This window comes from Methylobacterium durans (genome assembly GCF_003173715.1).
GTDB classification, from domain to species: domain Bacteria; phylum Pseudomonadota; class Alphaproteobacteria; order Rhizobiales; family Beijerinckiaceae; genus Methylobacterium; species Methylobacterium durans.
Genome location: NZ_CP029550.1, coordinates 673475 through 697726, shown reverse-complemented (window position 1 = coordinate 697726; position 24252 = coordinate 673475). Strand labels below are relative to the sequence as shown.

At 63.3% G+C, this 24252-nt stretch carries 24 protein-coding genes and 6 pseudogenes; 13 read left to right on the top strand and 17 right to left on the bottom strand.

Features of this window, described 5'->3' with window-relative positions; all coding sequences use genetic code 11:
* Positions 1-70 precede the first annotated feature (70 nt).
* Together DK389_RS33815 and DK389_RS31960 are read left to right on the top strand one after the other, a co-directional pair.
* Positions 71-320 (top strand): annotated as a pseudogene (locus DK389_RS33815) (IS3 family transposase); the annotation flags it as partial.
* A 155-nt stretch (positions 321-475) separates the two neighbouring features.
* Positions 476-721 (top strand): hypothetical protein, encoded by a 246-nt coding sequence (locus DK389_RS31960; protein WP_162560470.1) that lies wholly within the window; start codon positions 476-478, stop codon positions 719-721.
* Between the two features lie 271 nt (positions 722-992).
* Here DK389_RS31960 and DK389_RS03230 read toward each other — a convergent pair whose 3' ends face one another.
* The 5 genes and pseudogenes from DK389_RS03230 to DK389_RS03210 all read right to left on the bottom strand — a co-directional run bounded on the left by DK389_RS03230 (position 993) and on the right by DK389_RS03210 (position 5546).
* Positions 993-1922: a histone deacetylase family protein gene (locus DK389_RS03230; protein WP_109887415.1), complete on the bottom strand. Its 930-nt coding sequence runs from the start codon at positions 1920-1922 to the stop codon at positions 993-995.
* 170 nt (positions 1923-2092) lie between these two features.
* Positions 2093-2470 carry a DUF1810 family protein gene (locus DK389_RS35465; RefSeq protein ID WP_109895964.1) on the bottom strand — a complete coding sequence of 126 codons (378 nt, stop codon included), beginning with the start codon at positions 2468-2470 and terminating at the stop codon, positions 2093-2095.
* Positions 2368-3576: an IS256 family transposase gene (locus DK389_RS03220; protein WP_109890153.1), complete on the bottom strand. Its 1209-nt coding sequence runs from the start codon at positions 3574-3576 to the stop codon at positions 2368-2370. Before DK389_RS03220 ends, DK389_RS35465 begins: the two co-directional genes overlap by 103 nt.
* Before the next feature lie 158 nt (positions 3577-3734).
* Positions 3735-4470: pseudogene (locus DK389_RS35460) on the bottom strand (5-formyltetrahydrofolate cyclo-ligase).
* A gap of 335 nt (positions 4471-4805) precedes the next feature.
* The gene (locus DK389_RS03210; protein ID WP_162560469.1) at positions 4806-5546 is read right to left on the bottom strand and encodes a class I SAM-dependent methyltransferase; all 741 of its coding nucleotides are present in this window, start codon (positions 5544-5546) and stop codon (positions 4806-4808) included.
* Between the two features lie 339 nt (positions 5547-5885).
* Between DK389_RS03210 and DK389_RS03205 the strand changes: the two are divergent.
* A pseudogene (locus tag DK389_RS03205) lies at positions 5886-6068 on the top strand (IS3 family transposase); the annotation flags it as partial.
* A gap of 77 nt (positions 6069-6145) precedes the next feature.
* Here DK389_RS03205 and DK389_RS35455 read toward each other — a convergent pair.
* Complete coding sequence (locus DK389_RS35455; RefSeq protein ID WP_418292096.1) at positions 6146-6646, bottom strand: methyltransferase domain-containing protein; 501 nt, start codon at positions 6644-6646, stop codon at positions 6146-6148.
* A 643-nt stretch (positions 6647-7289) separates the two neighbouring features.
* Positions 7290-8000, bottom strand: coding sequence for a hypothetical protein (locus DK389_RS03200; RefSeq protein ID WP_109887413.1), 711 nt, complete (start codon positions 7998-8000; stop codon positions 7290-7292).
* Between the two features lie 502 nt (positions 8001-8502).
* Here DK389_RS03200 and DK389_RS03195 point away from each other — a divergent pair.
* From DK389_RS03195 to DK389_RS03190, 3 genes are all read left to right on the top strand, one after another.
* Positions 8503-8739 carry a hypothetical protein gene (locus DK389_RS03195; protein WP_109887412.1) on the top strand — a complete coding sequence of 79 codons (237 nt, stop codon included), beginning with the start codon at positions 8503-8505 and terminating at the stop codon, positions 8737-8739.
* Positions 8740-8913: 174 nt separating this feature from the next.
* Positions 8914-9105 carry a hypothetical protein gene (locus DK389_RS31955; RefSeq protein ID WP_162560468.1) on the top strand — a complete coding sequence of 64 codons (192 nt, stop codon included), beginning with the start codon at positions 8914-8916 and terminating at the stop codon, positions 9103-9105.
* Between the two features lie 631 nt (positions 9106-9736).
* Positions 9737-10096: a hypothetical protein gene (locus DK389_RS03190; RefSeq protein ID WP_109887411.1), complete on the top strand. Its 360-nt coding sequence runs from the start codon at positions 9737-9739 to the stop codon at positions 10094-10096.
* 6 nt (positions 10097-10102) lie between these two features.
* On the opposite strand, the gene DK389_RS03185 is transcribed toward DK389_RS03190, so the two are convergent.
* The 3 genes and pseudogenes from DK389_RS03185 to DK389_RS33805 form a co-directional block, all read right to left on the bottom strand.
* Entirely contained in the window at positions 10103-10579 is a 477-nt protein-coding gene (locus DK389_RS03185; protein ID WP_109887410.1) for a Ros/MucR family transcriptional regulator, read from the bottom strand.
* 173 nt (positions 10580-10752) lie between these two features.
* Positions 10753-11058, bottom strand: coding sequence for a hypothetical protein (locus DK389_RS03180; RefSeq protein WP_109887409.1), 306 nt, complete (start codon positions 11056-11058; stop codon positions 10753-10755).
* Positions 11059-11197: 139 nt separating this feature from the next.
* Positions 11198-11317 (bottom strand): annotated as a pseudogene (locus DK389_RS33805) (SOS response-associated peptidase); the annotation flags it as partial.
* Positions 11318-11390: 73 nt separating this feature from the next.
* Here DK389_RS33805 and DK389_RS35450 point away from each other — a divergent pair.
* Both DK389_RS35450 and DK389_RS03170 read left to right on the top strand, forming a co-directional pair.
* Positions 11391-11525, top strand: a pseudogene (locus tag DK389_RS35450) (IS3 family transposase); the annotation flags it as partial.
* 1 nt (position 11526) lies between these two features.
* Positions 11527-11702 (top strand): annotated as a pseudogene (locus DK389_RS03170) (integrase core domain-containing protein); the annotation flags it as partial.
* Positions 11703-11756: 54 nt separating this feature from the next.
* Here DK389_RS03170 and DK389_RS03165 read toward each other — a convergent pair.
* Positions 11757-11966: a cold-shock protein gene (locus DK389_RS03165; RefSeq protein WP_109887408.1), complete on the bottom strand. Its 210-nt coding sequence runs from the start codon at positions 11964-11966 to the stop codon at positions 11757-11759.
* A gap of 242 nt (positions 11967-12208) precedes the next feature.
* Between DK389_RS03165 and DK389_RS03160 the strand changes: the two genes are divergently transcribed.
* Positions 12209-12424 (top strand): hypothetical protein, encoded by a 216-nt coding sequence (locus DK389_RS03160; protein WP_162560467.1) that lies wholly within the window; start codon positions 12209-12211, stop codon positions 12422-12424.
* A 122-nt stretch (positions 12425-12546) separates the two neighbouring features.
* On the opposite strand, the gene DK389_RS03155 is transcribed toward DK389_RS03160, so the two are convergent.
* From DK389_RS03155 to DK389_RS03145, 3 genes are all read right to left on the bottom strand, one after another.
* The gene (locus DK389_RS03155; RefSeq protein ID WP_109887406.1) at positions 12547-13299 is read right to left on the bottom strand and encodes a CDP-diacylglycerol diphosphatase; all 753 of its coding nucleotides are present in this window, start codon (positions 13297-13299) and stop codon (positions 12547-12549) included.
* 606 nt (positions 13300-13905) lie between these two features.
* Positions 13906-15099 (bottom strand): cupin domain-containing protein, encoded by a 1194-nt coding sequence (locus tag DK389_RS03150; protein WP_236960565.1) that lies wholly within the window; start codon positions 15097-15099, stop codon positions 13906-13908.
* Between the two features lie 548 nt (positions 15100-15647).
* On the bottom strand, positions 15648-16712 hold the full coding sequence (locus tag DK389_RS03145; RefSeq protein ID WP_236960563.1) for a c-type cytochrome: 1065 nt from the start codon (positions 16710-16712) through the stop codon (positions 15648-15650).
* Positions 16713-16807: 95 nt separating this feature from the next.
* On the opposite strand from DK389_RS03145, the gene DK389_RS31950 reads away from it, so the two are divergent.
* A complete protein-coding gene (locus DK389_RS31950; RefSeq protein WP_162560466.1) occupies positions 16808-17062 on the top strand; it encodes a hypothetical protein in 255 nt (84 codons plus the stop codon).
* Positions 17063-17593: 531 nt separating this feature from the next.
* On the opposite strand, the gene DK389_RS03140 is transcribed toward DK389_RS31950, so the two are convergent.
* Positions 17594-17788 carry a hypothetical protein gene (locus DK389_RS03140; RefSeq protein ID WP_109887404.1) on the bottom strand — a complete coding sequence of 65 codons (195 nt, stop codon included), beginning with the start codon at positions 17786-17788 and terminating at the stop codon, positions 17594-17596.
* Positions 17789-18420: 632 nt separating this feature from the next.
* Here DK389_RS03140 and DK389_RS03135 point away from each other — a divergent pair.
* From DK389_RS03135 to DK389_RS03120, 3 genes are all read left to right on the top strand, one after another.
* On the top strand, positions 18421-18990 hold the full coding sequence (locus DK389_RS03135; RefSeq protein ID WP_109887403.1) for a sigma-70 family RNA polymerase sigma factor: 570 nt from the start codon (positions 18421-18423) through the stop codon (positions 18988-18990).
* Positions 18980-19714 carry an anti-sigma factor family protein gene (locus tag DK389_RS03130; protein WP_109887402.1) on the top strand — a complete coding sequence of 245 codons (735 nt, stop codon included), beginning with the start codon at positions 18980-18982 and terminating at the stop codon, positions 19712-19714. The genes DK389_RS03135 and DK389_RS03130 overlap by 11 nt, the downstream gene beginning before the upstream one ends.
* A 661-nt stretch (positions 19715-20375) precedes the next feature.
* Positions 20376-20750 (top strand): DUF3768 domain-containing protein, encoded by a 375-nt coding sequence (locus DK389_RS03120; RefSeq protein ID WP_109887400.1) that lies wholly within the window; start codon positions 20376-20378, stop codon positions 20748-20750.
* A gap of 864 nt (positions 20751-21614) precedes the next feature.
* Here DK389_RS03120 and DK389_RS35105 read toward each other — a convergent pair.
* Both DK389_RS35105 and DK389_RS03110 read right to left on the bottom strand, forming a co-directional pair.
* Positions 21615-22388 carry a calcium-binding protein gene (locus DK389_RS35105; RefSeq protein ID WP_269467329.1) on the bottom strand — a complete coding sequence of 258 codons (774 nt, stop codon included), beginning with the start codon at positions 22386-22388 and terminating at the stop codon, positions 21615-21617.
* A gap of 194 nt (positions 22389-22582) precedes the next feature.
* Positions 22583-24103, bottom strand: a complete 1521-nt coding sequence (locus DK389_RS03110; RefSeq protein ID WP_109887398.1) for a DUF4214 domain-containing protein — start codon at positions 24101-24103, stop codon at positions 22583-22585.
* Between the last annotated feature and the right edge of the window lie 149 nt (positions 24104-24252).

Sequence of the window (24252 nt, the reverse complement as noted above, 5' to 3'; positions counted from 1 at the left end):
CGGAGACGCGCAGACCTCACGCTCCGAGAGCTACCTCTTCCGCAAACCGGCTTGAGCAAGTCGGATCTACGGCTCTGCCAACACTGCCAAAGAGACCGCTTGAACGGCCTTGGCACTTGGCCTGCAGTTGCGGTTAATGCCAATGCGCTCTCCTCAGAACAACGGCATCGCGAAGTCCCTCAAGCGCGATTATGCCAACCTCACCTTCGTCTGTCCGACGCGAAAACCGTGATGCGGCTTCTGCCGGGCTGGTTTCAAGACTACCACGCCACCCGCACTCCGGCCTGCAAATGCCAGCAATCCTAAAGTTCATCAGCCGGAGGTTTCGACCCGCCTCGCAGCTTGTCCGGGCGGGTAGGGTGTACTTACCTAGCCGAAGCACCGCGGTCGCGTGGCTTTCTCGGCCCATCGACTGGCACTCAGCACCGACCACTCAGCCGACATGTCCACTCCGGCTAAGTGCCGCCGAGACGGCGTGACGGGCGCGAAGCTCGTCAGAGCGATCAGCCTCAAAGGCCGTCACGGCATCGATGTACCGGTCACCGCGGGCGAGTGCCTCAGCCAGAAGCTGCAGGTCAGCGTGGGCCATGATCGCCGCCTTCAGGAAGTCCGGTGGTATGTAGATCACCTGCCCCGTGACAGCGGCCACGATGCAGAACCGGCCGCCGCGCTGCTCAACCCTATGGCTGGCCAGCCTAGCCTCAGCTCGGGCAGCCGGTGAAAACATAAAACTCATCGCACTCATGTCTGTGTCGCGGGCAGCTCACGAAGATCGGCGCCGCACTACCATCATATGGTGCACCGCACACCAAATTGCAGGTCATGGCTGCTCATGAGGGACGCGGCGACTAAGACGTGATGCAAGCTGAGTGCTCCGGCGCAGGCGCGTGCGTCGCAGCCGTTCGGCCAAGCCAACACAGAACCCTCGCGATCCCATCACGACGAGACCGCCGTTCGTTGTACTGGAAAGCGCGGCCTCTGCGAGCGCGCCATCACCCCTCCATCAACGCGGAAACGTGCGCTGTCACGGACGTGGACAAGCCGATCAGGTCGTATCCGCCTTCGAGGATGGATACGATGCGCCCACCGCAGGTCCGCGCCGCAATCTCCATCAGCTGTCGCGTCGCCCAACCGAAATCGCGCTCGGTCAGGTTGAGATTGGCCAGCGGATCACGCCAGTGCGCATCGAAGCCAGCCGAGATCAGGATGAGGTCGGGGCCATATGCCTCCAGCCGCGGAAGCACGGCAGCGTCGAGCGCCTCGCGGAACACCGCTCCGTCGTCGCCGGCGGCGAGCGGCACGTTCAGGATCGTGCCGTGCTCACCTTGCTCCGTCGCAGCTCCGGTCCCGGGGTAAAGCGGCATCTCGTGGGTGGAGCAGTAGAGCACGCCGGCGTCGTTCCAGAAGATGTCCTGCGTGCCATTGCCGTGGTGAGCATCCCAGTCGAGGATCGCGATCCGCCCAGCTCCGTGAACGGCCTGAGCGTGGCGCGCCGCTATGGCAACGGTGTTGAAGAAACAGAAGCCTGTGGCTCTGGCCCGCTCGGCATGATGGCCGGGCGGCCGCATGGCCGAGAAGGCATTCTGCACCCGGCCCGTCATGACCTCGTCCACGGCCTGCAGGGCGCCTCCGATGCTGCGAAGCACTGCCTCGAGGGTTCCCATCGACAGAGGCGTGTCGACGTCTGCGCGAAGTGGTCCGCCTCGGCGCAGATCCTCAATCACCATCTGGACATAGCGCTCCTCATGGGCCCGGAGGATGGGCTCGACAGGGGCTGAGGGCGCTTGCTCGCGGACCAGCGCGGTGAAGCGTTCCTGCTCGAGGCTGCGCTCGATCACCCGGATGCGATCTGCCCGCTCCGGGTGACCGGGCTCGGCCAAGTGATTTAGGGCTGCAGCGTGGTGAAGGTACAGGGTGGTCATGGCTGTGCGGCGTCGTGCGTCTGTGAGCCGGCTGCGGCAGTTCGACGAACCCTCAGGCCCACTTCCGGCGGCGATGGCAATTTCCTTCCCCTGCAGAAGGTTACCACGCTGGATTGTTACCGAGTGGGTGATGGTAGGCCCCTTTTTCGACTGATCGGAGGAGCGCGTCGTCAGGATCGCTGCAGCTTTTCCAGCGTGCGCGGATCCTCCTGCCCACCGAAGTACCGCACGAGCGCTGTCTCAAAGGGTGAAGCATCGGACGCGGCGCGTACGAACAAGGTTATGCTCGAGCGGAACTTCATGTCGTCGGGAGAGCCGAAAATGGCATGCGCCGAGCGCCCTGACACCCGGTTCACAGCCTCTGTGCAGCGCTCCAGGCGAGGTCCGAGCAGGTTACGTCCGTCAATGAGGTGGACTTTCGGGGTGGAATTGGAGCCGCCATCGGTCAGGCAGCCTGTGGTGGAAGTGTCGTGACGCTCTCCTCGATCAACGCCGAAGCAAACCCGGCCATGCCCTCGATCTGCATATAGCGGTGCTGAAGCTGCCACTCGTCGTTGGCCTCCAGAAGCACCGCACCGATCAGGCGTTGGATCGAGTCCGTGTTGGGGAAGATGCCGACCACATCGGCGCGCCGCTTGATCTCCTTGTTGAGGCGTTCCAGCGGGTTCGTGCTGTGAAGCTTGGCCCGATGCTGGAGCGGGAAAGTCAGGTAGGCCAGCACGTCCTCGCACGTGGCCTCGATGAAGACCTTCAGCTTCGGCCAGCGGTTGTGCAGTTGCTCGCCCAGGTGCTGAAGGGCGGCCCGGGCGGCGTCCTGATCGGGCTGCTGGAAGGCGTGGCGCAGGCCGGCAGCCACCATGGTCTGCTGGGTGCGCGGCACGTAAGCCAGCGCGTTCCGGGTCCAATGAACGCGGCAGCGTTGCCAGGTCGCCTTCAGCATCCGGCGGATGGCCGCCTTGAGCCCCTCGTGGGCATCCGAGATGACGAGCTGCACGCCCGAGAGCCCGCGCTTGACCAAGCTCCGCAGAAAGTCTGTCCAGAACACCTCGGCCTCGGAGGGACCGATGTGCAGGCCGACGATCTCGCGCCGGCCTTCGGTGTCCACCGCGACGGCGACTATGGCAGCGACAGAGACGATGCGACCGCCCTCGCGCACCTTCAGGTAGGTGGCATCGAGCCAGAGATAGGGCCACGCACCCGAGAGCGGACGCGTCAGGAAGGCTCCGACGCGCTCGTCGATCTCCTTGCACAGCTTCGACACCGAGGACTTGGAGATGCCCGACAGGCCCATGGCCTGCACCAAGTCGTCCACGCGCCGGGTCGAGACGCCGGCGATCCACGCCTCCTGGATCACGGCGACCAGCGCCTTCTCGACCGTGCGGCGCGGCTCCAGGAAGCCGGGGAAGTAGCTGCCGGTCCGCAGCTTGGGGATCTTCAGGTTGAGCGAGCCAAGCCGCGTGTCGAGGCTGCGTTCGCGATAGCCGTTGCGGTACGTGCTGCGCTCACCCGTGCGCTCGTAGCGACCGGCGCCGATCAGGCCCTCCACGTCGGCCTCCATCAGGATCTGCAGGACCGTCTCGGCCAACGAGCGCAGGAAGTTGCCGTCGTCAGCCTTCTGCAGCGCCTCGATCAGTGCCACTCTGTCGTCGGTCATCGGGTGCTCCCGGCTCAGGTTGAAGTCCGCAAACTCCACCTTAGCCGCCGGCCCCGATGGCCACCCCAATCCCCACCGAAACGGTCCCGGAAATTACACCTCGTCCGTGGACGCTACCGTCCGAGCAGGGCATGGGCGAGCTTGAACGGGTCGTTCGCCTACCCCGCAGAGATGCGAGCCGTATGACGCTCGGTGACGATGACATCCATCCGCATGTCTTGCGGTTGCGAATGGATGGTGTCCAGGCGCGACAGTTCAAAGCCGACGCCGATCGCCTGCGGCTTGGATGGCATCGCCGCGAGGGTCCGGTCATAGAAGCCGCCGCCGTATCCCAAACGAAAGCCTGCAGTGTCGAAGCCCACCAACGGCGCGAGCAGGATGTCGGGGAAAAGTGGCTCGCCCTCAGCTGGAATCGGGATGTTCCACACGCCACGGGTCATCCGCACACCTGGCCACCACTCACGAAACTGGATTGGCTGCGCCTTCGCGACCACCACGGGCAGCGCGAGGCGTACCCCATCCGTACGCAGGCCGGTGAGAAGCGCGCGCGTCGTACTCGCCCTTGAAGGGCCAGTAGAACCCGACGAGCTTGCCTGAGACCGAGGAGAGTACCTCCGCCAGTGCCTCGTCGATGCGGGCGCTCCAATCCGTGCGGTCTGCGGGTGTGATCTGAAGCCGACGCTCGATCAGCTGAGCACGCTTTTCCTTCCGCCATTGCTTGATCGCCGGCCAATCGAGGGGGCCGGCAGGTCACGGTGGGCTCGCCACCTGCTCTGAGCCGCCGGGGAGTCCGACGAAACTCGGATCGAGCTCGTGCATGAAACAAGGCGGCGAGCTGTAGGGGCCGAACGCCATCGAACCCTCGGCGGGGTGGGGAGGGTCGCTCTCTGGCATCTTTGACGAACTGCCCATGACACCACTCCGCCCGAACGGGCCACTCAATGGCAGTGACAGTCCAGACCAAATCCCAGAGGTCGCGCTGCCAGGCCCTTCTATCTGTCCGGGCTCGATCGCCGTCCATGAACCAATGGCATCATCGCCGGGCCTGCCGCAACATCGCGCGCGATCACCTCGACACCCGTCATCTGCTCAGCTTCGCCCGAGAAGGGCATGATCGTAGACGGCCCTTGAACGCAGGCGCATTCGCGATTGCTCTAAGCTCGGTCTTGTTAGCGCGGCATTGCGCGTCCGATATTGCCGCGGCCTGCGTGGCGAACAACGACATCAATTCAACGTTGCTTCATAGCCTCAAGCCAGACGTGCTTCCGCCAAGTTGGCGGTAACAAGAGATCACCCAATCCATAGCGCTCTTCTAGATTAATCAAGAAGTGCTGTGCCGCCGTCTTACGCTTGCGACTCTCATAGGTGACGTTTGCCGCGAACACGGCAACGGCTTTCAGCCCCAGCAGGTCGGGCAGCGCTTCGAACTCGTTCAGCGTATACTCCCGATGGTGGCCGAGAAACGGGTTGCCATCGTGAAAGAAGGGCACGAGCCGCTCGTGGACGGTGCGACCGGCAAGAAGGCGCAAGCGCATTTCGATGCGGGCGATATTCGGCGTGGACAGGCAAAGCCGGCCGCCGGGGTGCAGGCTTTTCACCATCGCCTCGAGCACCGGCTTCGGCGAATGCGCGAAGTGCTCAATCGTCTCAAACGCCACTGCCACGTCGAAATGATCCGCCGGCAAGCCTGTCTCGAACACGTCGGTCCGCCGAACCGCTAGCCCTAGCTTTTCAAAGAGCGTGAGGCGCCGCCGAACCTCGGCTTCAAATCCCGGAACCGCGCCGGGACCTCCGTCCACGTAAGGCATTGTGTCGACGATCGTAACGTGTGTGCCGAGCACGTGCGCTACCAGGAGGTAGGCGGAAGTGCTGCCACCGACATCGCACAGCTTGCCGCCCGGCACGGTCGCTAATGCAGCCGCGAGTTGCATTCTGGCGCTGATGCTCGGCTGATCTCCAAGCAGGCGCACCGCTTCCTGGCACGCCGCACGGAAGTCGGATGGAGATATGCCTCTCCGGCGAAGAATGTGTGCAACGGTCGGGTGCATGGAAGGGACGTTGGAGGGGGCATACGAGCCCCAGGGAGCAAACGCTGACGCCTAACCAAGGAAGCTAAGCAATTCAATGCTCGGCGGTCTACGGCTCACCTGAGCGGCTGGCCTTTGGACCGGGCTGCTTGCGAGGATCAGCCCGGACCGGAGGAGCTGGAGACGAGGCGAGGACAGAGGCCGAGTGTCGCGCAGGTAGTGCTGACGCTGCGCCAGATCGAGGTGCAGACAGCCCAGGGCTGAGCATCGGTTGCGTGCAAAGAAGCGGCCATCTGCGAGCAGCTGAAGGACGAGCGCCTACGCTACGAGATCTTCTACTCGCTCAAAGAGGCACAGGTTGTGATCGGACCTTGGCAAGCCACTTACAACCGCGTCCGGCCGCCCGCGCCCGTCAGCTTCCCGGATCTCGCCTTCCGCCTACCCATGGCCGCTACCATGCAGTAGTCTCGCAATTGGCTCGGTTCAAAATACTGGTCAGGTCACCTCGCGAGAGCGTTCTGACACGGGGACTAAGCGAAACTCTATACGCTAAGCCGTGCCTGGACGTATAGCGATGCGGAATCCACGGCCTTAGTCTGCCATGGGCGGGCTAGGCGCTCGCGAGAAAGGCCATCGGTCCGTTTCAAATGTAGCTCCATCTCGATGCGGAAGCCGTGCGCGCGCAAGCATTCGACCATGACGTCTGCGGGAACCCGATTGATAAGGTACGGTCGGCCGCCGAGCACTAACCGCCAAGCCCATTGCGGGTACTCCCAATGGCCGTTCCACTCTTTCGTGACGTCGTGAGAACTGAAATCAACTTGGTGTGATACCCAACCGTCAGGCTGAAGCCAAGCAGCACAAGCTCGCATCGTGTGGTCGACGTCGGCGACGTGCTCTAGCACCGAATGCGAGAGGATAAGACCTACACTCCCCTTATCTATTAGAGCTTCATCGTTCCACGGAGCTATATACCTGACGATTATGTCACTTGGCCGCCCACGCAAAGCGTCGCGTATGCTAGCGATGCGCGGACGGGTCATGGTGCGGCTCAGTAAATCGCGAGGTAAGGCGGACGGAAAACGATCAGCGTCTAGGTAATTCGAGAAATCAGGCCACCCTCCTATATTGATCGGAGCACGACTTATGAAAAGCTCAACCAACTCGTCCAAAAGCCTGAGATTCTCGTTAACCTCGCTGTATCGATCAACGTCGAGAGCGTAGTACGAGGATGCGCCGGAGAGTAACGCACAGATGCCTACCCCAAGCGTATTACCTGGCCCGAGTTCTGCAATCGACGCTGGCACATCTCTCATGCCATTTGCGCGCAGTAGGCTCAAATGTTTCGCCCAAATTCCGAAGCAGTAGCTCGCCGACGACGTGCCGCCGCCATTGCTGCCGGAAAGGAGCCGGTACAATCCCGGCACCATCGTTGCCACCCCCTTGGCGACTGGCTTCCAATACATCAGAGACAATTTCGATGACTCACAAGGTTCTATGGCATCTTAAGGCAGATGGTCGAGCGCGCAAGCTGTTATCATATTTTGCGCAGGATATCGGTATTTTACATCGCCCAGGCTATGTGGTGATTGTGCAAACGTTCTAAATCGTCACACGAGGCCGTGTGCTACGCTCAGGATGAGCGCCAGTCACCAAGGGTGTTTCTGTCCTGAAAGCCACGAGAGGCTATTGATGAAGAAGGCAGCGCTCCTGCTCGTCGTGCTCGCAGTTCCGGCGGAGGCCAGAACCATCCAGGGTGGCATCTGGGAGCGCCGCGTCAAAGGCAGAACTAGAATCTGAACGACAACTTCGGCTGGTGGTACGCCGAGGTGTGGGTCGGTCTTGCTGCGCCCGATCCGGACGAGCAGGCCGCGGCGGTGGCGCTCCAGTTCGGCGACGTCGAGAGCGACGAGCTCGGAGCGCCGCGCCGAAGCAGAGCAGGATCAGCGCGCGGTCGCGTACACTGGCGAGGTCCTTGCCGCGGATCCGCTTGACCACCTTCGCGACCAGGTCGGCCGTGAGGGCCTGCTTCTTCTCGGGCCGGCGGCCCAGCGTGTTGCGGATGCCGGTCAGGATCGACCGGACCTCTTCGAGCGCCGTCGGCGCCGTGTGGCCAGCGGCGCGGTGCACGGCGGCCCGGCGATCGATCGTCGAGACGGACCGGCCGAGGCCGGCGAGGTGGGTCAGGTAGCGCCCGACCGTGCGGCCTGTGGCGGAAAGAGTGTCGACACCCTCGTCGACACACCAGCCGGCGAAGTCGCCCGAGTCGGCGGCGTAGGCCCGGCGGGTGGCTGCCGACTTCGAGGCAGCCGCGAACCCAGCCGCAGCGGTGTCGAGCGCATCGGGCTGGGTCGCGACGCCCGCCTCCGGACACACGATATTGGTGCCTCCGGACATGCTCGGAAAACCTCGTTCGGGTGCACGAGAAGGGCGATTATCGTGCGCCCGGCTCATGATGGCCGGGCGCGGGTCAGGCCCTGAGTTTGAGGACCACTCTGAAGCCGGGTTGAGACTGGCTTTCGAGTGGTTCGGCCCAGATCGAAATTACTGCTACGGTTGCGCGTCGAACCGCTTTCACGCCGACGGTGGGGAGACCAGCGGGCCGGGGCCATCCGAACCACACCCGGCCTGCTGCCTTAAGATTTCGTTAACCCGCCAGCGGGACGCTCAGGAACCGCACCGGCGATTCCTCCTCTGAACCCTGCGCGGTGCAGCGGGCCGAGCCAACCCCGATCGCAACGCTCGGCCCGCTGCCTTAAGCGCCCGCTAACCCTTCCGCGCAATCGTGAGGCGTCGCGGCGCCTCCCCCAGAGCCACGGCACGGCGGACCGGGCTTCTCCGACAGCTAGTTCGGTCCGCCGCTCTACGCGCTCGCCGCGACCCGCCGGGACCGAGCGCGATGCTGCACGACGGCGCGCGTCTCGAACTTCTCCGCACCAGCGTGCTGACGTCCTCCGACCTCGATCGCCTCGTCGCAGAGCTCGCCAAGATCTTCGGAGAGGGCAGGGAGGTCTGGCAGCCGGCTGCACCAGAACTCGCCGAGACGCCGGAGGCCGCGGCGCGACGAGCGCAGGCGAACCGCGCCGCAATGCTCGCCAAATGGGACCGCGAGTGGGAGGCGGCCGCCCCCGCGTGAACCGATCGTCGGGCCGGCCTTGCCTGACCGCGCGGCAGGGATCGCAGGCCGATCCGGAAGCATGACGCCGCGCCTCGCCGAACAGATCCGGCCCGGCGTGAGATTCCGCACCGCTTCCTGCAGCGCCCTGCATCTAGACAGTAAGTGCTGAGGAGACGCATTCAGCCGAGCGGCGTGGAAGAGAATCAACCTTTGACAGACCAGCGCGACGCCGCCCTTCATGACATCTGGAACGCCAGCCGGATCGGCAGCGGGCCTGACCTGCGGGCCACGCTCATCTGGGCTCTGCCCGCCTTTGCGGCGGCGCTCGGGATCACTTGGGGCAACACCCTGACTACTGCGGTAGGGAAGTTGCTCGCTCTGTGATGCCGGTGTGGCTCTCGTCATATGGGGCCACCGCGTTTTTGCCGTCCACATCGATTGCGCAGTTCCACCCCAGAGCCGACCATTGACCTGATGGTTAAACATCACGGGCAAGGCTGCTGAGATCCACTGAGCCGGGCAGCCCGATGAAGCCCTCAGCGCGCCGCCAGTCGGCATGCTCGGCGGTGTCGCGCAGCTCCGGTGCCGTGTAGCTGCTAACGGTTCGATGCGGGGTTGAGCGCTACCAGCGGAAGTTGATCTATGTTGGCCGAGAAGCCGCCAGCCGTGCGCTTCCGAACTATCGCCTAAATCTGCAACAGACGCAGCAAAATCAACCACAGTGATGACATGATTTGCGCTGTTAACTACTCGTTAACCAGAGGCTCTGACGATGTAGTTCTCCATCGGAGGCAGCGATGACGCGGTCTCAGAAACTACGTGTGAAGCGCTGGCTCATGCGCGAGCTCGACCGGAGCTTAGCGAAGCAGCCAAGCGGACAAGAGCTCGCCTGCCACAGCGCAGTGCCCGACGGCTCAATCCTGAAGCCGAAATAGCACCCGCCGTTCGGCACATTGCCAAGCGGGTGTTGCCGTTTCGTTCTATCCAAGCTTGGCTGCTTGGGCGATAAGGCGGCATGCGGCTGATGCTCTCCCTTCTCGTCCTGCTCGTGGCTTGGTTGCCTTCAGCGGCAGACGAGAAGGCAACAGCTGGCCTGAGCAGTCTTGAGTCGCGCTGGCATGGCTGCGTCCGCGATGTCTACGATCGCGAGCGCTCCAGCCAAAGCAAAGCAGCCTCTCAGCTCAGCGCACTCGACGCGTGCAAAGAGCACGAGGACGCCTACGTAGCCGCCATCTTGGAAGCGCAGGCAGCCGAGGAGAAGGCGGCGCGGCGCGAGGGCCGAACCCTCACGGCGCGAGCGAAAGCGTGGGCCGCCTCCGTCCTCGGCTACGTTGTCGATCCGGTGTCGTCCTGGCTCGACGCCGTGACGCACTGAGGCGCGTCAGGCGGCCTTGCGACGCCCGCGGCCCTTCGGAGCTTCCGCAGCCTCTTCCTCGGTAGCGCGAGCGCCCGGGCGACCGAGGCCAATCGCCTTGGCGAGTTCGGAACGCTGCGCGGCGTAGCTGGCCGCGACAATCGGGTAGTCGCTCGGCAGGCCGTAGCGCTGGCGGTAGGTGTGCGGATCGAGCCCGTGCGTCGAGAGGTGGCGCTTGAGCGTCTTGTAAGGCTTGCCGTCGATGAACGAGATCAGCAAGTCCGGCGTGATCGACTTGCGAACCTGCGCCGGCGTCGCCTTCTCGACCACTTCCTCAGCGACCTGCGACGCGCCGCTCGTGAGGCCGTTCAGTGCCGTGTGCACGCCAGCGAGCAGAGCCGGCAGTTCGGCGATCGGCAGAGAGTTGTTGGACACGTAGGCCGAGACGATGTCGGCTGCGAGTTCAACGAAGTTGGGGCTCTGCCCCTGCGTTTCTTCTGTCACGTTTCAAGTCCATGGTTCGCGCACCCTCACGCAGCGTAGATCATCATTTTGGCAAGCAGATCAAGAGCGCTCAGTCAGAAAACATCGGGCAACCAGAAACAATCTGCAACGCAGCATATGCTTAGGTCTGTAGTCGAGCCTTCTCCAAGCTGAACGGAAGGCATCCTTGACCTTCAATGGCCGCCGCACACTGCGTTGAGACGGCCATGCCACCAAGCATGATGCGCCTTGAAATCACCAGCACCCTCTCGGTAGGTCGAGCCGACGTGCACACGAAGGGCCGCGCAGGTTTGCGGTGGCATGCTGTTGAAGTCGGTGAGCAGCGCCTGACTGACGGTGTCCAACGCGTGCAGCAGGCTCTTCGAACTTGCGCCTGAGACCTCCTCATCTGAGGGGTACGCGACGAGGGCGCGAAAGGCGCGCTCGATTTCGTTGAGGTCGCCACTGGCAACCATGTCGGAAACATCCTTGATGTGCACGGCCGTGCCTCCTGAGACGCCCGAGCATCGGCCGAGGGCTAATGGGCCGACTACACATCAACGCGGAACTTGTCGCCCAGATCACGTCCACTCAGAGACTGTCTGAGCGCTCGATCCCAGGCAGGATTGTTCAAGGCATCGCCATCTGGTCGGGGAAAATCCCAGGCAGCGGCGGTAGGTTGCCGGTCTGATCGTGCGTGATGCCGAAGGCGGGCCGGATCGCGTCTTGACTCTTGTTGAGGCCGTAGAGATTGCAGATGTGGACGTGACCTGACCGGCTGGCTTTGGACCGGGCTGCTTGCGAGCATCAGCCAGGACCGGAGGAGCTGGAAATGAGGAGAGGACAGAGGCCGAGTGCCGAGCAGGTGGTGCTGACGCTGCGCCAGATCGAGGTGCAGCCAGCTCAGGGCAAGACCATCGCCATTGCGTGCAAAGAGGCGGGCATCTCCGAGCAGAGCTACGAACGGCGAGTGCCTACGCCAGGAGATCTTCTCCTCGCTGAAGGAGGCACAGGCTGTGATTGGCATCTGGCAAAACACCTACATCGCGTCCGGCCGCACTCGTCCTTGGGCTACCGGTCACCCGCACCCGTCAGCTTCCCGGATCTGGCCTTCCGCCTACCCATGGCCGCTACCATGCAGTAGCCTCGCAAGTGGCTCGGCCCAAATTACCGGTCAGGTCACGCCCACGGGCGCCGCTTACCCGGCCTTCAGGTTCGCCGCGCTCTCCTTTCCCGACCGCCGGTCAGCCTCCACGTCATAGGAGACCGTCTGGCCCTCAGCGAGGGTGCGCAGACCCGCGCGCTCGACCGCCGAGATATGGACGAACACGTCCTTGCCGCCGTCATCTGGCTGGATGAAGCCGTAGCCCTTGGTCTCGTTGAACCACTTCACAGTGCCGGTACTCATAGTCGGTATCCTCGCCGTCTCGAGCGGCCATATCTGGATGCCTCGACCGCCCTGGCAAGCGAGAAACGCGTGCAGCCCCAGGCGCGAGATCTCCTGGCTGGGACGTGCGCGTCGGAGGTCCTTGAAGGTTTGCGCGCCTCCAGCTCGCCGGCGTGACGTTCATCACGGCAGCCCCGCGGCCGCTGAGCCATAAGCGGCCTAGAGGCTGCGGATGCCCGTGGCTCATGATCCTTGAGGCTCCTGTGAAGATCGCGTCTGCCAATCGCATCGTCGTCGCCTCCCTGGCTGAGGCGATGGCGGACGAGCTCACCGCAGCGGCTCACGCTCACCGGCAGGAAGGCTGGCCGGAGACCGCAGATGGGCTTCTCGACCAAGCCCGGCACCATCGTGTGCAGGCGATCCGGTTGCGTGCTCAGGCGGGAGCCGAGGACTACATGCGGGCCGCGAGACCGCGGTAAGGCGCGGCGCCACGTAAGCCCAGCACGATCGCATAATCTGCACCTCTCCCTTCGCGTAGGCACCGAAATCAATCCGCCCGGCTGACTGCCCGCTGCGCCGTCCGCCCGGCACTCCTCGATGTTCAACGGGCGGCAGCCTTAGCGACGGTCGAGCATGAATGGTCCAGCAGCATCTCAGCATTGGCGTTCGGGGCCCGATAGGCCAACAGGGAGAAGCCCCTCTCCGGGTCATCGGCAGGCGTGCTGATCGCCCCGAAGCTGGTTTGAAGCAGATTAGGCCGCCGGCCCGGCAGGCGCGCGAGTGCAGCAAATGGGTTGAAGCTCTCAACGTCAGCTGCCTTGAACCGCATCGCGAAGAAGCGGCTGCCTTGAAGAGCAATCGGCATCGGAGCCCAGCTCTCGTGTATGCTGGGCGCGTAAACTCGCAGCGCTGCCCGGACGCTTGATTTCACGCAGTCGAGGTGGATGTGCAGCTGATCTTGGCTGCGGCCGCCCTCCGAGTTCACTGCTAGGCCCACATCCTCGGATGGTATCGCACCTTTCAGGGCATCGGTGACGAAGTGCCGGGCCGCCAGCGCAGCGCGCCAGTAGGCAATGCCGCTCGCATGCTGCAACTCAGGCGCCTCAAGCCCCACGACGCGCTCGGTCGGCATCACGACGGTATGGGTCGGCTGCCCTGGTGCTCTCAGAACAGCCGTGCCTGACCGATCTGCGCTGCCGAGGTCGACTGCAAGGCAAGGAAATGTGCGGCCGGTGGCTTTCTTAGCAAGGATGCAGGTCTGCAGGGCGATCCAGAGCACCTGACGAGCCGGCTCGGCGGGGACAGGGACCGATACGATCGTGAGAAGGAATGCGATCACTAAAGCGAAGCGCATCGAGAATCCTTACAACGGAATGCGCAAGCGCCTGCAGTGTGATCGCCTTGGCGCTCAAGGATAGCCGGCATCCCAACCGGGACAACCGGCCTTCTGAACTACCAAGGTCGAGCTAAGGCGAGCAGGACATGCGCGAGGTCGCGCAATTCTCATCATCAGCACGCCTCTCTTCGCGTAAGCGCATGTATGGAGCGGGGGCACGGGCCGCGATGCGATCGGGATTGAATGCAGCCCGTGACTGCCGTCCAACCTTAAGGCCCGCGGTGAAATCGACCGCATGCTCAACGACGCGCTTGCAAGCCTCGCTCGCCGCTAAGCGACGTGATCGGCCGCTCGGGGCGGTGTTGCCGAGTCCTCTTTGTTTCTGAACGCCGCCTCCAACACCTTCACCGTTCCTCGCCACTTCGTCTCCGCTTGAGCCCACCGGATCTTCCGAGCCGGAGCGTTCGAGGCCTGATGGGAAGCGGCCGGCGTCGCGGCGTGAAACGGGCCAGCCAGGCCTTGTCACGGTCACACGCGCCAACGTGCCGAGGCCGTCGATGATGTGCCGATAATGCGTAGTAAGGCTGGACTGCCGCAGACATGGCCGGCGGTTGATCGGCCAGTTCAAACCGGCACGACTCCCACGCTGGCCTTCGTGAACTTGGCGATCGTATCAGCCGGCACGTTGAGATGGGCCGTAACCATCTGGGTGGGCGTGTGCGTGAGCCAGTCTGATAGCGCTACGTCCTGATATTCAGGCGCGCGGAACACTTCTAGGAAGACGAGGTCGTCGCTGCCGACGTTCTTGATGTAGTGGCCGAGATTGCGCTTGATATAACCGACGTCGCCCGGGTTGAAATTTGTAGTCACCGCGTTCGGGCCGGTCTGGAAAACGCCCATCTGCGCCGTGCCCTTGATGTAGTACTGCCATTCGTCGGCGTTCGGGTGCCAGTGCATCTCGCGCATGCCGCTGGGATGAACGGTCACGAGCGCAGCCGCTATCGTGGTCGCTACCTTGAAGTTGGTACTGTCGGCGATCTGGACCTTGCCGCCCTTGGTCTGCTTGGTCGCGGGGCCATCGGCGAGCGTGAAGACGAACGGGTTGGGCGGCGGCCCGAGCGGGTTCTCGACCTGCTTCTGGTCGGCCGCGAGCGACTGCGGCAGATCGCTTGGGAAGATGTAGAGGTCGTGCAATGGGATGTTCTTGAACGTTTCGGCCGGCACGCCGAAGTTGAGCGCGAGCACGTCAGGCGGCGTGTGGGCGAACCACTCGTTGACCAGCAGCGTGCTGTACTCGGACTGCTTACCGTCGTCGAAGCAGAGCAGGAACTGCGTGCCGTCCGGGCCGAGGCCCTGAAGGGAATGCGGGTAGCCGGCCGGGAAGTACCAGAGGTCACCTGCCTTCACGTCGGCTACGGACGCGCGGCCTTGCGGATCAAGGACGGTGATGCGGCAGGAGCCATAAGTCACGTAGGCCCATTCGGCAGCCTGATGCCAGTGCATCTCGCGGATCGCGCCAGCTCCGAGGCGCATGTCGACCCCAGAGATCGTCGTGGAGATCGGGAAGTTCTCCTGCGTGACCTGGCGCGCCCAGCCGCCGTTTTGGATGCGTCGCTGCGCGTTGTTGAACGAGGCCCAAAACTGCGGCAGCGAGCCGACGTCAGTAGCGGGCGGACTGAGAGAGGTCGGAAACTGCCCTGAAATCGCGTCGCTGTGCGGACCTGGGATGGTGAGGTCGGCGGGTCTGGTGATGTTGATCGTTCCCTGAGGCGGCTCATCAGGGTTGCCAAAGCTCGCGGCCCGGGCCGAGGTGGCCATGCCTGCAAATCCGAAGGCGGTGCCAGCTGTCAGGATGCCGCGTCGGGATAACCTGTCTGACATGGAGCATCTCGCCTTTAAGAGGGACGTAATAGATGTCAGGGACGCGACCCTTCGAACATAGAGTAGACTAAAGATCCGTGAGCGCCATCAAATTTGCGCCCCGCCCACCGAAGGTGCGTCAAGAAACATTACCGGAACGGCGAGAGTTTCCGGTGGAGCTGATTATGACACGTGGCGCGATGCTGCAGAAGATGAACCTGAATGCTCGGACCGCAGCCTGCGATGCGTTGTCAAGAATAGTCGCATTTCTGGCGACAGACGCCCGGGAGCTCTCGCTCATTTCGGCCCAATCACACCTCGAGTTTATTTGTGTGAAATGCAATATATACGTATCTGCTCCGCAGAAATTATGAAACATAGTCATGGAGATCTGGAAACCGGATAGAGATTCCGCGCCACAAAAACCAATCCTGTATCATTCAACCCAGCTCGGCGCGCAAGACAATCAGTCCCGGCTCTGCAATTCAAATGACTGAGGAGTAGGATCAACGCTGGAGAGTTTGAGGATAAGCCGTTTCAGCTTGCAGCAGCTTCAACGCCTCGCGAATGGGTCCGAACGGTCCGAACTTGTGCTGCTGCTCGGAGTATCCGTCGAGGTATGGGCCGTAAGGCGTGTCGACGGGCTTGGTCGCACGATCGGGAAAATCCAACGCCAAATCGGCCTTCTGCGGCCGTGGCTGCGCCACCACGAAGGCTGCAACGTCCCAGGCCTCCTCGACGGAGAGTTGCGGATGATCGTAGCTCGTCCCATCCGGCATGTTGGCGTGAATAAAATTCGCCGCAGTGATCAGCCGGTTCATGCCGGCCCCATCGTTGAAGCTCTGCGGTCCCCAAAGGGGCGGAAATGCGAAGCCCTCGGCCATCGAGGGTAGACCCTGGCGGATGCCACCGCCATCCAAGCCGTGACACAGGGCGCAAGTTGCCGCGTAGATCAGACGTCCCCGCGCGGGATCGGCGGCGCGATCAAGCTCAGGCATGTTGCCAGCACCCTTTCCGGTCAATGGCGCGCCCGCGGTCACGCCCGTCGACAGGAACCCGAGATAGGCCACGATGGCCTTCATCTCCGGCGCGTTCGTCGGCATCGCGCGCCCGTTCATGCTCCGCTTCATGCAGCCGTTCACGCGCTGCTCAATGGAGATGTCTTGTCCGACCTCGGCATCGTAACGCGGATATTCCTCGGACACGCCCCAGAGCGGCAGGCCGAAGCGCTTAATCCCGGCATCCAGGTGGCAGTTGCGGCACGCGAGATTGTTGCCAGCGTATCGCTTGGCCGGGTCCGAAACTTCCGGGCCGATATGGGCGTAGGTTGCTGTGACGAGATCCCGCCCGCGCCGGACAAGCCGGCCCTGTGCGTCGTCGGGCAGCGAGCCGAGATCGGGGACGGCGTAGTTGGTCTCGCTGCGCGTGTCGGCTTGTTGGGCGGTGACGTCACATATCGCGAGCGTCAACACCATCACGAGGGCCAAAGGCAAAGGCGCTGCCGGGCGAAGGGCACGCACGAGGTCGACGGCGGCCGATCGACGTTCCATCATCTGCAGGCGCTCGCTCAAGTGAAGGATCTACCTCCGCGTTATGGATCGTCGGCAGTGCGCCAAAGATCTGGCCGGACCGGCATCTTGGACCAGGCTAGATAGAAGGCTACTTCATGGTATCGGCCATGGGTAGGCAGAAGGCCGGATCTGGGAACTGGGAAGTACAAGAGGGCGGGCACCCACTGCCGCGCAAGGCCGATCAGGTTCAGGAACTGGTAGCGCGTGACATGAAGAAGGCCGCGATTGCCAAGGAGTTGGGCATCGGAGTGCGCAGCGTGTTTCGCGTCCCCAATGACGGCAAAGCTTGCGGCCAACAGCGCGCCTGCAGGCCGGCATCTGCCGGCTATGGAGCCGATGCGAAAGTGTGACCGGTAGCCGACCCTCGGAGCGTCTGCTTCCGAGCAGTTCGCATCAGTGCCTCGGATGACCGATGGTGGCCGATTGTGTTGAAAAACTCCGCGGCGCGATCAAAGTCCTCTATAGCTAGTATTTGTCGCTCGATACGAACCCAGGTGTTGTAGGTTGATGTCCTCGAAAGGGGGGCAAACGGAGTTTTTCAACACAATCGGCCGATTGCGGCCTGTCCGTTCCGGGGTGCAAGATGTCGATAACCGGACATTCTGCGGTGGCAAGGTGAAGGCCCCGGAGTGACACCGTGCAGACTTTGCGGTTGCAGCCACGGGCGTCCGCAACTCCGTCGGAAGCGGATGCCCAGAGGAGTTCAGGTCGCAGCAGCTTCTGACAACGCATCAAACCGGCGTGGTCTTGCCACCAAACATCTTGATGGTTCCCCGCGGCGCTGGCACTGCGGGTGCCCCGAGCCTGCGCACTGTTGTAGGCGTTCAGCCCTTCTTGTTCTGCTTGTAGCTCTTGATGGCACTCTGACATCCAGGCGACAGCTACGACATGTTTTTCTCGAAACAGGCCTGCGTCTCCGGACCGTCCTCGGGCGGGAGACCCGCGCAGAAGGTGGTGAAGTCGCCCATGCATTGCTGCTGCAGCACCGCCTTGTCATCGGCGGACATAGGGGCCGAGAGCGCGGCGTTCGCCGCCCCCGCGAGTAGCGCAACGGATGTCACAAGGCGTATCAGCATGGCTCGTTCCTGGGTCGTTCGAGAAAACCGGAAGGAAAGCCGCGACGGGGGCAGACCGTTGAAGGCGGCGCGGCCGTTTTCGAGCGGTGCGGCCCCGGAAAGGCCGGCGCCGCACCGCTGGAGTTGGGCGTGACTAAAGCATCATCGCGAGTGCTTCGCCGATTTGATTAACCCACTGCGTGTTGCGGCGCGTAGCTGATCGGGCAGATGTCACTGATTTCACCGTTCTGCGCCGAGAAGGCATTGCGCCTTGCTGCGTCCTATCGACTGGCTGATCTCAAGCCCTTGGCGCTTTCTGGTAGACAAGTATGATTCAGGCGAACGCCCTGCGTCGAGCCTCCCTAAGCACGCCGTGAATAAATGCTTCTCGCACTTGGTCTTTGCCTCAAATGGACCCGAGTGCGCAGGTTGACGATCCGTTCCGAGCGCCTGGCGAGAGAGACAGGCCGAGATGTGGCATGAGACGACAACAGGAGCCTTGTCAGCTCTGCTGCGGCTTCAACCAGGTGCTTGGCTTGGCGGCTCCGCTCGGTATGCTCAGGCACTCAGGAAGGCACCGACCTCGGAGCGTCGGAGGTTTCGCTGTGCGTGTCGTCAGCTTGCTTCATCTGGTTTTCGGCTGAGGTGCAGGCGTGAGATGGCGTCGACCTCCGGAGTCTGCGGCGTCCCCGGAGGACAGCCGAGCGAGCTTCGAACAGGTCGTGCTCCCCAATCTCGACGCGGCCTACAACCTCGCGCGTTGGATTGTGCGCGACACGCACCTGGCGGACGATGTTGTGCAGGACGCAGTGGTCCGAGGCCTGACCTACTTCGCTTCGTTCCGCGGGGGCGACGCGCGCGCTTGGCTCATGCGCATCGTGCGCAACACTGCCCATTCAGCGCTCGCAGACCGTCAGCGGGTGCTCCGGCACTTGGACACGCGGGACGGTGCAGACGAAGTGGTCCTGAGCATCCCCGACCCGGGAGCGAGCCCAGAGGCCGCGCTCTCCAGCGTGCAGGACGCGGAGCGCCTAGCGAAGGTCCTCGCTGCGCTGCCGCCGGAGCTGCGCGAGTGCCTCGTGCTCAAGGAACTGGAGGAGCTCTCCTACAAGGAGATCGCGCAGGTCACGGGTGTGCCGGTCGGTACGGTGATGTCCCGCTTGTGGCGTGCCCGGCAGATGCTGTTTGGTTCGGCCGTCCAGGAGGACGATCATGAGTCCTGAGCCTTGCGAGGTCATGCATCTCCTGATCCAGGCCGACGTCGACGGCGAACTGGAACCGGCCGAGGCCGCGCGGGTCGCCGCACACCTGGACGCCTGCCCAGCCTGCACGCGCATGCAGACGCGCCTTCTCGACTTGTCATCACGGGTGCGGGCGATGCCGCGTCACCCTGCGCCCGCACCGTTGCGGGCTGCGGTCCGAGCGAAGATTGCAGGTAGTTCTGCCCATTACGGCCTCGCGGCGAGGCATTGGCGCCCAACCTTGGGCGCCACGGGCCTAGCGCTTGCCGCAAGCTTGGCGGTGTTTGCCGTCCTGCCCCGAGGCGACACGATGCCGGATTGGATCGTGGCTGCGCACATCCGGGCGCTCCAGCCCAATCACCTGACGGACGTGGTCTCGAGCGAACAGCACACGGTCAAGCCGTGGTTCGGGGGACGTCTGCCCTTCGCTCCACCCGTCAAGGATCTCGCAGGTGACGGCTTTCCACTCGTGGGCGGACGTCTCGATTACTTGCCGGGCAACCCGGCGGCGGCCCTCGTCTACAAGCGCCGCCAGCACGTGATCGACCTCTTCATCTGGCCCGCAGGCGAGGAGGATTACGCCAGCGGAGCCGGCGCGCGCGATGGCTACAACTACGTGCGTTGGCAGGGGAACGGCATGGCGTTCTGGGCCGTGTCCGACCTAAACCCCAAGGAACTCGGTGAGTTCGCCACCCTGTGGCGCTGAGAACCGTCATGCTGACGGCAGCTCCGACCGCCCTCGTGGCGAAAAAAGTTGTCGGCCCGTGAATAAACGAGGGCTTCCGCAGGTCTCCTGAATACGACCGGCTGCCGCATTGCCGTGTTCGATGTGCCAGCCTGCCGATGGAGGCATCCATGCGAAAGACATCCATATTCGCAGCGGCATTCGCTCTAGCGGCCGCCGCTTTCACGATGACGATGCTCACAAAGCCACCAGTGAGCGAAGCACAGCCGGCTGCTCACATTGACACCTACGCTCTCACGATCAAAGCAGAGCCACTGGGGACTTCAGCCTTCGACGCGCACTGAAGAGGATCGACCACGCGCCGGGCGCTTGTCGGTCCAGGCAGACATGCGGCTGGGTGTGCTGCGCTCAATCTCCAGTTTGCGCGACACGCCCGCTGCTCGATCTCACCCCTGCCAGCGTAGCTGGGAACGAAACTCACGAGCCGATCTGTGGCGATCTGTGCGTGCTTGATCCAGACGAAGCTTGCGGGTCCCAGGAATTTGCCGCGGGGACTGGCGAAGTCAGTTGGCCAATCAGGCTCACCCGCGGATTGGCGGACCGAACGGCTGCGTAGCGCCCGATCAGCGAGCGGCGAGTCAATCCTGCTCAAGCCCAACTCCGCAGCGGAGAGGGGCGAGGTATGAGCAACGTCGTCTTCTTCGACACGGCCGCCAAGCGGCGAGTCGAGCCGGCGCGTTCGGTGACGATCCGCACGTTCAACGATGCTTTCCGGCGCAGCTTCATCGGCGGCATCGTGGTCGAGACAGCGGCTGTGCTTGCCCTCTCCGAACCAGATCGCATGGCCCTGATCCGGGCGGTGCGCCGCTTCGAGCGCTTCCACGCCGGCAACGATCCTCGGGGCGAGCGCGATTTCGGGGCTGTCGAGGCCGCAGGCGAGCGTTGGTTTTGGAAGATCGACGCCTACGACCGCACGATGCGCAGCTATTCACCAGACCCCACCGATCCAGGCGTCACAATACGTGTGCTCACCGTTATGCGAGCCGACGAGTACTGATTAGACCGCGCGGGACTCTGTCGTGCTAGTTATTACTGCTGTTGAGTGATTTAAACGTTGTCTCGGCAGTCGAGTGGCAGGCAGGGCAACCTCGATGTCGAGTTCGCTGACCCTGTGTGTGGCTCGAGGATATCCCTCCAAACGTCTGTTGCATGTTATCAGCGCTTACCGATCCAAATGACTGTTGTAGGGCCGAAATCCGCTGGTCTGCTTTCGGCACCAGAGCAGCGGAAGCGGACCTCCGCGTGACTCACGGGGGTGTCTCACAGCAGCCCGAAATGGTCCCCCGGCGCACGTGAGGAAGGTCATCTCCCCAGTGGGCACAGCTGCCAGAGGCAAGCTCGTCAACATCGCTTCAGCAATCTCGGCGGCGACGGCGCTGCTTTCAGTCAAAAGGAATCTCGCGGAGGCATTGAGATGACGAGCTACGGACATCCGCGGCCTCAGATGCGCCTTATGCTTCGAGGCCACGCGGTGATCGGTACGGGCGCCACATGACCGATGGTTCACATCGATGTCCGCTGGGCTGGTGCACGCAAATCGATGCGTCCGTTGAACTAAAGGTGCCCTAGCGGACGCGCTTTTGACCCGCTTTCAATGTGTCTGCTGGGGCATACCCCAACGAACAAGCCGAGACCTGCGCCAAGTGCATGATCGTTCCAGTAGGTTCTGAGATGCCGGGCAAGCTCACGCTCCAGACCGCTCGGTTGAAGCGTGCTCTCGGCTGATCTGGAACGTTCCGCTGGGGCAAGCCCTATTGGAACGACACTAGCCGGGAGTGACCCCTGCTCGCTGCTGTGAAAGCGAAAGGGCGCGCCGGGTTTCCCCGGCGAGCCAGTCCGAGATTGGGCCGAGCGGCGGGTCTCACACGAAGGCGATGTGCCCGGTCGGATCCGCGCCATCGACGTGGATGTCGTGGTACCCATCGGCCCCGTGGAAGGACACGGTCCACTCGGAGCCGCTTCCCGTCACGCTATACTGGCCCACCGCCGCGTTCCCGCCGGCGGCGTAGTCGTAGTGCCCTTCCATCTTGATCGTGTCGTTGGCCGAGAAGTCGTGGATCGTGTCGGCCTTGCTCTGGTGGGCGTCCCCAGTATCGGTCTTGCCGAAGTAGTAGGTGTCCGCGCCATCACCCCCGTAGAGATGGTCGACGCCTGCGCCGCCCTTGAGCGTATCGTTGCCGAGCCCGCCCTTGAGGGTGTCATTACCGGCTCCGCCGTCGAGGAGGTCATTGCCCTTGCCACCGTCGAGGAGGTCGATGCCCTTGTCGCCATACAGCTTGTCGTTACCGGCACCACCATAAAGCTTGTCGTTACCGGCCCCGCCGTGAAGGTAGTCGTTACCGCCATCGCCGTGGAGGTAGTCGTTACCCCCTCCACCGTCGAGGCGATCATTGCCGCTCCCACCGTGGAGGCGGTCATTGCCGATCCCACCGTCAAGGTGATCCCTGCCCGCCCCTCCGGAGAGGTAGTCGTTGCCCTTGCCGCCATCGAGGTGATCGTTACCCTTGCCGCCGTCGAGGTGATCGTTGCCGACGCCGCCATTGATCTTATCGTTTCCACCAAGACCACTGATCTTGTCGTTGAACCTAGTGCCGTTCAGGACCTCAGAAGAGCTTGTGCCGGTAATGGCTGGCATAGCGCATTTCTCCATGTGGGTTTTGATAGCAATTTCAGCACACCGGGAGAGCGTAACGAAGGGCGTTTCTGTAAACTTTCAGATTTTTAGCAGTCATATGCTTCAAATGACGACATAAAACATGCGCAAGCCTCGTGCTCATTCCAGTAGGGTCTGAGACGCTGGACAAGCCCGCGCTCCGGACGGCTCGGACATCACAGCACACTCCCACCGTAGTCGCCGCCGTGGAAGCGGAAGGCGGCCTCGGTGATGGTGGTGACGTCCGCCAGATGGATGATCGCGTCGGCCGCGCCGTTGACATCGACATCCACGTAGAGGTTGCTGTGCGACTTGTCGAAGACAGTGAAGGCGGTGTTCGAGTGCCCCAACTCGACATCAGCTCTCATGACCTCCAGAGCGGCCCCCTCACTCGACACGGCACGTAGCTGAATTGCGCTCGCCTTGCCGGTGAACAGCCCTGTGAAGTCGAGCACGTCGCCATTGTAGGCGGCCGTGAGCTGGCCGGCGCCCTGGTTGGCCGGCGCTCCCGGCGTGCCGATCGTGTTGGGGTGGAAGTCGGTAATCGTGTCCATGTGGGCCGCCGTCGACTGATTGAGCTCGCCGAACACGAACACATCGTTGCCCGCCCCGCCGGTGAACGTATCGGCTCCATAGCCGCCGGCGAACGCGTCATTACCCGCTCCACCCTTGATCGTCAGACTTTGCGCCACATCGTGATGCGCCGACCCATCGAAGCGGACGGCGCCGGCCGCCCCCGTACCGGTGACGCCGGACGCATCGAACGTGGTCACATTGGGCAGGCTGCTTTCGTCGAAATTCACGCCGTGGCTGCCTCTGACCGTGAGGGTCGTGGCGGCCGCAGCGTTCAGGGGCACAGCCAGGGCGGCACCTCCTGAGCTGACCGAGGTGTCGAGGTTGATCGTCTCCACCCCGGCGACGTTCACCAGCGCCCTGCTGCCGCTGCTGTGAACAATCAGGTTCAGGGTGTCGGAGCCGCCCTGGTCCTGGATCGCGTCGCCCGCGGTTAGGGTCGCGTCGAAGCCGGCGCTGACGACGGCGTTGTAGGTGTCGTTGCCGCCCGTGCCGGACAGCGTGTCTGCGCCGCCCGTGAGGGTGAAGAAGTGCTCGGAACCGCCGAGGAGCGGGTGGGCCCCGTACATGTCCTGTCCCTGCGCCGCCTTGAACAGAAAGTCGTTCACCGCGGCATCTGAGCGGGCGATGAACTCGACCGATTGCGCAAAGCCGTTGAGCACGTCGGCGCGCGACGCGACGCCGGAGCCCGGCGTGTTGGCTGCCTCGAGCCAGGAATGCAGCTCGACGGCCGAGGCGCTCCGGCCGAGCACGTTCGCGTAGAGCGATTGGAGGTAGTTCTCGGTGACGGTCTCGGCGGCGCCGTACAGGGCCGTGAATTCCGCCGCGTGCGTGAAGGTCTCGGCGATCGCCTTGAGGTTCTGCCCGGACGCCTCGAAGGCGCCGACGTTGAAGTGCAGCCCGCCCTTGTCCGGCACGCGGCCGAACGCGCCTTGGTAGAGGCGCACGATCGGATCGACGTTGCCGTTGGCCTCCGGCGAATTCACGATCGAGTCGTAGATCTGCGCGTCGGTGAAGAAGCCGGATTGCGAGGCGGCCGTGAACGCGTTCACGTCGTCGGCGCTCGCCGCGCGCTGGAGGACGTTCTCGAACGCCGTGGTGATCTGCGCAGCTGTCAGAGCCATGGACGCCTCCTCATCAGGGTGATGGGTCACCGAGCGATGAGGCGTTGTGGCAAGAGCGTGCCGGGCGGACTGTGACCGCGATCACGATTGGGTCAGCCTGGAGGCCAATTTGAAGCGGGGATCGGGCGGACGCTCCATAACGCCCAGCC